This is a genomic window from Mesorhizobium sp. M0870 (assembly GCF_040319775.1).
Taxonomy (GTDB): domain Bacteria; phylum Pseudomonadota; class Alphaproteobacteria; order Rhizobiales; family Rhizobiaceae; genus Mesorhizobium.
The window spans coordinates 44109-51670 of the sequence record NZ_JAMYOI010000041.1 but is presented as its reverse complement, the minus strand read 5'-3'; the positions used below and the strand labels follow the sequence as shown (position 1 = coordinate 51670).

Sequence of the window (7562 nt, the reverse complement as noted above, 5' to 3'; positions counted from 1 at the left end):
TCGCGGGAATCGGTGACGTTGAACATCACCAGCCTGCCATGACCGCCCTCTCTCAGCGAATTTGCAGAACTCTCAGCACACTACCGAGACCAAGAAGCGATACAGAGGCTGGCGCCGCTCGATCACCGCGCGATCTGATCACCGTCGATCGTCCCGAGTCTGCCGGGGCGGGCCTCGTCCAGCAGCGTCGACACGATCCTCCCATACGACGGTCCGCCGGATACTGCGGAGACCGCAGATTGGCACACGCGCGTGCGCGCGGCGGGCACTATGATGACGTTGCGTGAAGGTCAGGCGGCCTGCTGATCGGCGGTTTTTTCGGCTTCGCGCAGGCGCTTCCAATGCTAAGGCATTGTTCGTGCAGACGCGAGGCGGAAGATCGGCAATACGGACTAGACTAGGACGTCGGCAAGCCAAGCTTTCAGGTCGAAGTCGTTAAGGCGAGCAGTGGTGATGAGGGTAAGCATGAGGGCGGCGCGGTCATCGCGCGTATAGGTCCATATACGCCCGGTCGCGCACTTGCCCTTCGCCAGGATACGGATGGTGGTGTCGTCGCCATGAAGGCGCTCGGCCGCGAGCACATGGCGCTCGAGCAGCTGGAAGAGCGGCATGACGGCGAAGGTTCCGTGGCGGACCTGATAGGCCAGCGTCGACAGCGGCAGGTCGATCCCCCCTCGGCCTTGTAGCGCATGCTCTGACGGAGCGGAGTGTGCATGCCGAACTTGTCGAATAGAATTGTCGCCAGCAATTGGTACCGATGAAAATGGAAACGGCGCCAGCGGCTGGGTGATCTTCTGGCAGTCGCGCCGAGTGAACTTTTCGCGCACCGTCTCAATCAGCTTGAACCGGCGCGGGATCTCTTCCAGCGTCTCGATCACGTCCTCGCCAGCTTCGACAGCCGCGATCCGCCGCAGCAGGCGTAGGTGGTGGGAGGCTCAATGACGACGCGCTCGCGTTCGATATTCTCTGGCCAGGGCTTATATTACGCACCGGCCGCTTTCGCGTGAAGGAACGCACGCTCTGGGTCTTCGTCGCCGCGGCGGCCGCGGCAAGCTCGTCCTCGGTCGCCGCGGCCACGAGGTCTTCGAGCTGCAATTCCAACTGCTCGATCAGCCGTGCCGTGCGCTCGGAGCGCTGCTCGTAAAATTCGCGTTTCTGCTTCTCGATGTGCAGCTCGAGATGCGCAATCCGCGCTCGGCGTCGGACAGCATGGCTTGCGCGTTAGCCGCTTCGGCCTGCCAGGCGGAGGCCTCAGTCTGCGCACATCGCGCTCGGCTTCGACCCGCAGCAACCGTGCTTCGCGTTCAGCCCGCACCATGTCAGCCGACCTTTTGTGCTGCGCCTCCAGCTTATCTTGTGCCATCTCTCGCCAGACAGCATCACCTCGGCAGAGACCGGCGGCTGGTCCGGGCTGTGCTAGTGGCGACGCATAAATCGGGTCGCGGAGGAATCCCGAATCCGGGGGAGCGAGTCAGAAATCGGCACCGATGGTATAATGTACAGCGGACACTCCGGCGCCGAGTTGGATGCGAAAGACCTGCCAAAAACGTAGTGCTTCTGTGATGGGCCCTTACTCGTCAAGTCCTTCGAGTGATCATCACGCCGAGGGGATCATGCTTCTGTCCGTGGTCAGCACCAAGAATGCCACATCATGCCATCAGATCCTTAAGCCGGCAGGTCAATCTAGGCTAGGACGCGTGATTTGCCGAAGCTTTCACAGCACTACTCCCGACCTTGCCAAGCCCTCGTCACAGCGACGGGACCTCGAAGAAGCAGTGCCTCTCGGCGGCCTGCCTCGCTGCCTTGTTCCTCCTTTCCGCGGTGACGGTGTCTTTGCGCCAACGGAACTGAATGGCATCAGCCCACAAGCGGTGAAGGACGGTGGCGAGCTTGCGGGCCAGCGCCACCTTTGCCCGTTTCATGCCGCGCAGCTTGGCCACGTCCATCGCCCAGCGCTTCAGGGGGGAGAACCGCGTGGCGCGCCTCAACATGTTATGGGCCGCTTCATAGAGTGCGGTTCGCACCATTCCATCGCCGACCTTGGTGATGCCGCGGTCGATGTCGGTCGCGCCGGATTGGTACTTCTTGGACCTCAGTCCGGAGTACGCACCGACGGTTCGGGATTTTGCAAACCGCCCAGGATTGTCGACCGCCGAACGATAAGTGACTGCAACCAGAGCCCCGACACCGGGCGCGCTCATCAACCGCTGGCAGACAGGATCGGCACGGGCGATCTTCAGCATCGCGCGGTTCAGCCCGGTAAACTCGTTCCACAATACGGCCCGGGCCTGCAGCATCACGCCGATCACCGTCGCAAGCATGTCGTGGCCTTCGATGAGTTCGCGAATGCGCGCCTCGAAACCTCGAAACGTCCCCGGCTCACCTCGCCAACCTTGAGCCCGTAACCGCGTAGGATTCCGCGTATGCTGAGCTTGAGGTCGAGCAACTTGGCCTGCAACAGCTTGCGGCCGACCAGCAGTGCCCGCACCTCCTGGGCATCTGCAGCGGCGTGCACAGGACGGTACCAGCCCATGCGCAGCAACTGCGCGATCCCGCGGGCATCCTTGCGATCCGTCTTCACCGGCATCGCCGACAGTGCCGCCTTCACACGCCGTGCCTCCAGCAACACCACCTCAAAGCCGGCGTCGACCAGACCCTCGCGCAACCACTGCGACAGTGGGCCCGCCTCAAGGCCGACGCGGATGACCGGCAATCCCAGATCGGCAATGCTGCAACAGGAGCGCCGGCCCATTACGGCATCTAGATCATGACCGCACCGCCGGAAACGGAGATTGACAATCCAGTAAGGAAGCTTGCTTCGTCGGAGGCAAGAAACGCCACGAGACTAGCGACGTCGCTGACTGTTCCGAGTCGACCGAGGGGTGTCTCGGCCACGGCCTCAGTAAGCGTCTTGTTCAGGCGTTCCTCGACGGTCTCGTTGCTTTCGCGCATACCCTCAGCGATTTTGACCAACCGTTCTGTTTCCACAGTTCCCGGGCAAACGGCATTAACAGTAATTCCCTCAGGAGCAAGCTCATGTGCGAGACATTGGGCCAAGCCGTTCACGGCGAACTTCGAGGCCGAATACGCAGAGTTGCGCGGTAGACCTCGCTTGCCTAAGCCGGAAGACATGATGACGATGCGTCCACCACCGCCGCGCGCTAACATATGTCGCGCGACTGCCCGGCAGCATAAAAATGTGCCCTTTACGTTGACGCGCTGGACGAGATCGAAATCCTCCTCCCGGAGATCAATCACCGGAACGCGATCACTGCCTGGAGCGGACGCAGCGTTCGCAACGAAGATGTCGATCCGTCCAAGCGCGGCGACGGACTCTTCGATCAGCCGATCAACTGCAGCGGCATCTGATATATCTCCGAACGTGGCAATCGACCGTCTGCCCATTGTGCCAATTTCGTCGGCCACTGAGGCTGCACCCCGCCATCCACTTGTCAAGGCTTCTGACCCAACCGGCCGTAGAGCAGTGACAGCTACATCGGCGCCGTCGCGCGCAAAACGAATGGCGATCGCGCGGCCGATTCCGCCCTTGCCCCCGACGCCGGTAACGAGTGCCGCCTTGCCGGAAAAATTACACATCGCTGGTTTTCCTTCTCAAAGAATACAAGCGTGACTGGCCATCTAAAGCTGATGATGACGAGGCGTGTAAATTATACATTATGCGGGGTCTCGATTGAGATAGGTATTAAGTTTCTTCGCGAGGACACTCACATGCGGCGGACTGATCAGCGTGTAATGGTCACCAGGCACCTCGTGAATTTCTAAGCGCCCCCGCACGAATTGCTGCCATCCAAGATCACCATTTGGTAGATTGGTCGACATGCGTATTCCCTTCTTGGCCGCGAAAAGAACGGACCTGCTGTCGTTGCGCCGAGGAATATAATCGCGCAATGCAATGCTATTTGCCTCGGCAACCGTCAGAAGGTGATTGAGTTGCGGTTCGGTCATATCTGGAAGATCTCCTGCCTGCCTTCCGAAAGCGAGCAAGGAAATTACATGCCGGTCGCGTTTGGTTTGTTTCAGCTGTCTCCAATGTTTTTTGAGCGCAGGAAAAAGGAGGCTCATTGTGACCGCTTGCTGGCTCAGCCACGCCGGTACGGGTCGATTGCCAAGCAGACCGTAATAGCGCTCGCTTGTGTGATCTTCCTGATTGTGAAGCGCTTTCGCATCAAGCAGACCAAGTATACTTACCTCATCACCAGAATCGCTCAATTGGCAGGCCATTTCCCAAGCAATGCTGCCACCCATGGACAAGCCGACGATTTGATAAGGGCCGTGTGGTTGTACGCTTTTCATGGCGTCAATGTATTCTCGCGCCATCACAGGGATGCTCCGGTGAGGTCTGGCCTCGCCGTTCAGACCGCGTGCCTGCAGGCCGAAGAGCGGCTGCTCCGGGCCTAGCGCTTTGGCAAGAGGCATATAAATCAACACTTGTCCGCCAATAGGGTGAGGGCAAAACAGAGGCGCGCGAGAACCGCCGGTCTGAATCGGCACTAATGCATTCGAACGTGCGCCTCCAATGGTCTCCGATAGGGCTATCGCAAGCCCTCGTGGTGTCGGATTTTCCAACAGCAGAGAAACAGCTAATCTCTCACCCGTGAGGAGCTCAAGGCGGCTGATGACGCTTAAGGAGCTCAATGAATCACCACCAAGATCAAAGAAGCTGTCTGTCAGGGCAACGTCATTCAAGCCCAGAATGTCCCGATACGTCGCCGCAATTTGGGTATCCAAAGCTGCGTCACCAGACATATCAGCGACAATGAGACCGCGCGCTTCTTCGCCTGCCGGGTCATCGACGGCCATCATTGCAGTATTAGGTTGATTCAGATATGCATTTTGTCTGGGCTCATTCATGGCTACCGCGTCAAGCCAATAACGCTTGCGATCAAAAGGGTAGGCAGGGAGGGGCGTACGCTGCGGCGGTTGTTGGCCATGCAAGCCAGACCAGTCGATGCCAACCCCGGAGGTCCAAAGCCTGCCAAGCGTCTGTAACAGTCTCGCGCGATCGCCTTGCCCTTCATCGTCTTCCGACAGGGCGGCAAAGGCCTCGAGGGCGGGTAATTCCCTGTTTGCCTTGACCTGCCTGGAATGTCTGGTTAGGGCTGCGCCAGGCCCCATCTCGATGAACAGCTCATGGCCAGATTGCACCAGCACATCGAAAGCCCGAAGGAACTGCACTGTCTCGCGGAGATTGCGGACCCAGTAGCCGCCATCAAGCGGCGGTTCCGCTCCAAGCCAGTCACCCGTCACCGTTGACATAAAAGGTACTTGCGGCGCGTGCAACTCGACTTGTTCTGCGTGAATCCTAAACTCCGGCAGGATTGGATCCAGCAAGGTTGAATGAGCGGCATGGCTAACGCTTATTCGTTTGCTGTCAATAGAGTTAGTTTGCAGTTGCTCTGCAAACGCTACGATCTCAGATGACGGGCCCGAGACCACGCACTGACGCGGTCCGTTTACAGCCGCCAATGACAGGCTTTTGTTCCAATAAGGCCGGAGCTCTTCAGGCGATAGGCCGACTGCAACAATCCCGCCAGCAGGCACACGGGACGTTAACTGTCCCCTTATCAGTGTCAGTCGAATGGCATCGGGTAACGAAATGATGCCGGCGATATGAGCGGCTGCATACTCTCCGATGCTGTGCCCGATCACAGCTCCAGGGAAAATGCCCCACGAGATGAAGAGCTTCGCCATTGCATATTGCGTAGCAAAGATGACAGGTTGTATGACTGCTTCCAGTTGAGGCTCACGCTCATTATCAGATTTGCCTTCGCGGTAGAGCAATGGGCGGAAATCAACGTGTGCGAATTCGTTAAGCGACTCTGCGCATTCGTCGATAGCGCTGCGGAATATAGGCTCCCGTTGATAAAGCTCCCGACACATTCCGATCTGCTGCGCACCCTGGCCTGAGAACATGAACACGCTGCGGCGTTCACTGCTTGACACCTCTCGCGACTCGCCTGCATTCAGTGCCGCCTGATCAAGTTGGTCGGCCAGTCGCACCAGATCGGATTCCACGAAACTTGTGCGATATCTGAGAGCGGCTCGACCGTTTTGCAGGGTGTACGCGATATTTGCTGCGCTGTGCTCGACGTCGCTTCGCCGCATAAAGCCGGCCAGTTTTCGGAGCATTTCGGTTAGTGCAAACCTGCTTGCCCCCGATACTGGAAAGACGTGCAGCCTATGATCGCCTTTCTCACCCGTTCGCGGCGGAGCCTCTTCGAGAATTAAGTGTGCATTCGTGCCACCAATGCCAAATGAGCTGACCCCACCGCGACGTGGCCCTTCACCTTTGGACCAAGCGGTGCAGGTCCTGCTTACGAAAACCGGGCTCCCCTGAAAGTCGATATTTGGGTTGGGCTCATCGAGATGGAGGCTAGCGGGAAGGATGCCTTTGTTCAGCATTGTAGCGAGCTTGATCAATCCCGTTACACCCGCTGCGGCGTCGAGATGGCCGATATTGGTCTTCACGGACCCTATTGCGCAGAATTGTTTCCTTGCGGTCTGGGAGCGGAAGGCCTTGGTCAGGCCGGAGATTTCGATGGGGTCTCCAAGATGGGTTCCCGTTCCGTGCGCCTCCACGTAGCCAATTGTATCCGCTGGGACGTCAGCATCGGCGAGGGCAGCTCGGATCACCGCCGCCTGTCCGACAGCACTAGGGGCAGTGAACCCCACCTTTGCCGCACCATCATTATTGATGGCGGTTCCCTTTATGACTGCCCAGATGTAATCCCGGTCTCTACAGGCATCGCTTAGCCTCTTAAGGACGACGACCGCTGCTCCGCTGCCTCTCACCGTCCCTTGAGCTTTAGCATCGAACGCACGGCAATGGCCGTCAGGGGATAAGATGTGGCCCTGTTGATGGAGATAGCCTTTTCCGTGCGGCAGAGAAATCGATGCACCGCCTGCCAGCGCCATGTCGCACTGATTGCTGCGCAGGCTCTGGCAAGCGAGGTGGACAGCAACCAGCGAAGTGGAGCAGGCCGTCTGAACTGAGACGCAGGGGCCGGTCAAGTTGAGCTTATAGGCGATTCGCGTGGCCGTGAAATCGCAGCCATTGAGAATGCGAATCTGCAACTTCTCTGAATCCAGCAGATTGCGGCTCGCTTCGCGGTCGGCGAGATAGTGGTTGGCTCCCACACCGGCAAAGACGCCGACGCGGTCTTCTGTCGTCTCGCGAGATCCGTATCCCGCATGATCGAGCGCCTGATACGCTGTTTCCAACAGAACGCGTTGTTGCGGGTCCATCCACGCAGCTTTCTTAGGCGAGATGCCGAAAAACGCTGCATCAAATAGGTCAACTCCGCAGACAACGGCTTCGCGCCGCACATAATTGGGCTTGCCAAACGTAGCGGGATCGACGCCTGCTTCTCGCAATGTCTGTTCATCCAGATCTGCGATGGACTCAATGCCATCGACCAAATTGCTCCAGAATTGATCCACGTTCTCCGCCCCTGGAAACCTGCCCGCCATACCGATGATCGCGACAGCATTGCGGTCTTGTTTGAGCTCGTCTCCACTTGTGGCCATGCCAGTTCGTTTCC

The 7562-nt window shown here is 58.5% G+C and carries 2 protein-coding genes and 2 pseudogenes; all 4 read right to left on the bottom strand.

All coding sequences use genetic code 11. The features are described 5' to 3' along the window. Positions 1-476: 476 nt before the first annotated feature. A pseudogene (locus NKH97_RS30610) lies at positions 477-1363 on the bottom strand (IS66 family transposase); the annotation flags it as partial. Between the two features lie 454 nt (positions 1364-1817). Beyond that, positions 1818-2719 (bottom strand): annotated as a pseudogene (locus tag NKH97_RS30605) (IS110 family RNA-guided transposase); the annotation flags it as partial. Positions 2720-2760: 41 nt separating this feature from the next. Further along, positions 2761-3597 (bottom strand): SDR family NAD(P)-dependent oxidoreductase, encoded by an 837-nt coding sequence (locus NKH97_RS30600; RefSeq protein WP_352799554.1) that lies wholly within the window; start codon positions 3595-3597, stop codon positions 2761-2763. Between the two features lie 78 nt (positions 3598-3675). Beyond that, entirely contained in the window at positions 3676-7548 is a 3873-nt protein-coding gene (locus NKH97_RS30595) for a beta-ketoacyl synthase N-terminal-like domain-containing protein (protein ID WP_352799552.1), read from the bottom strand. Between the last annotated feature and the right edge of the window lie 14 nt (positions 7549-7562).

What these genes read in the sequence shown, in the direction of transcription:
- NKH97_RS30600 (WP_352799554.1), bottom strand. Translation starts at nt 3,597, where the DNA reads ATGTGTAATTTTTCCGGCAAGGCGGCACTCGTTACCGGCGTCGGGGGC.
- NKH97_RS30595 (WP_352799552.1), bottom strand. Translation starts at nt 7,548, where the DNA reads ATGGCCACAAGTGGAGACGAGCTCAAACAAGACCGCAATGCTGTCGCG.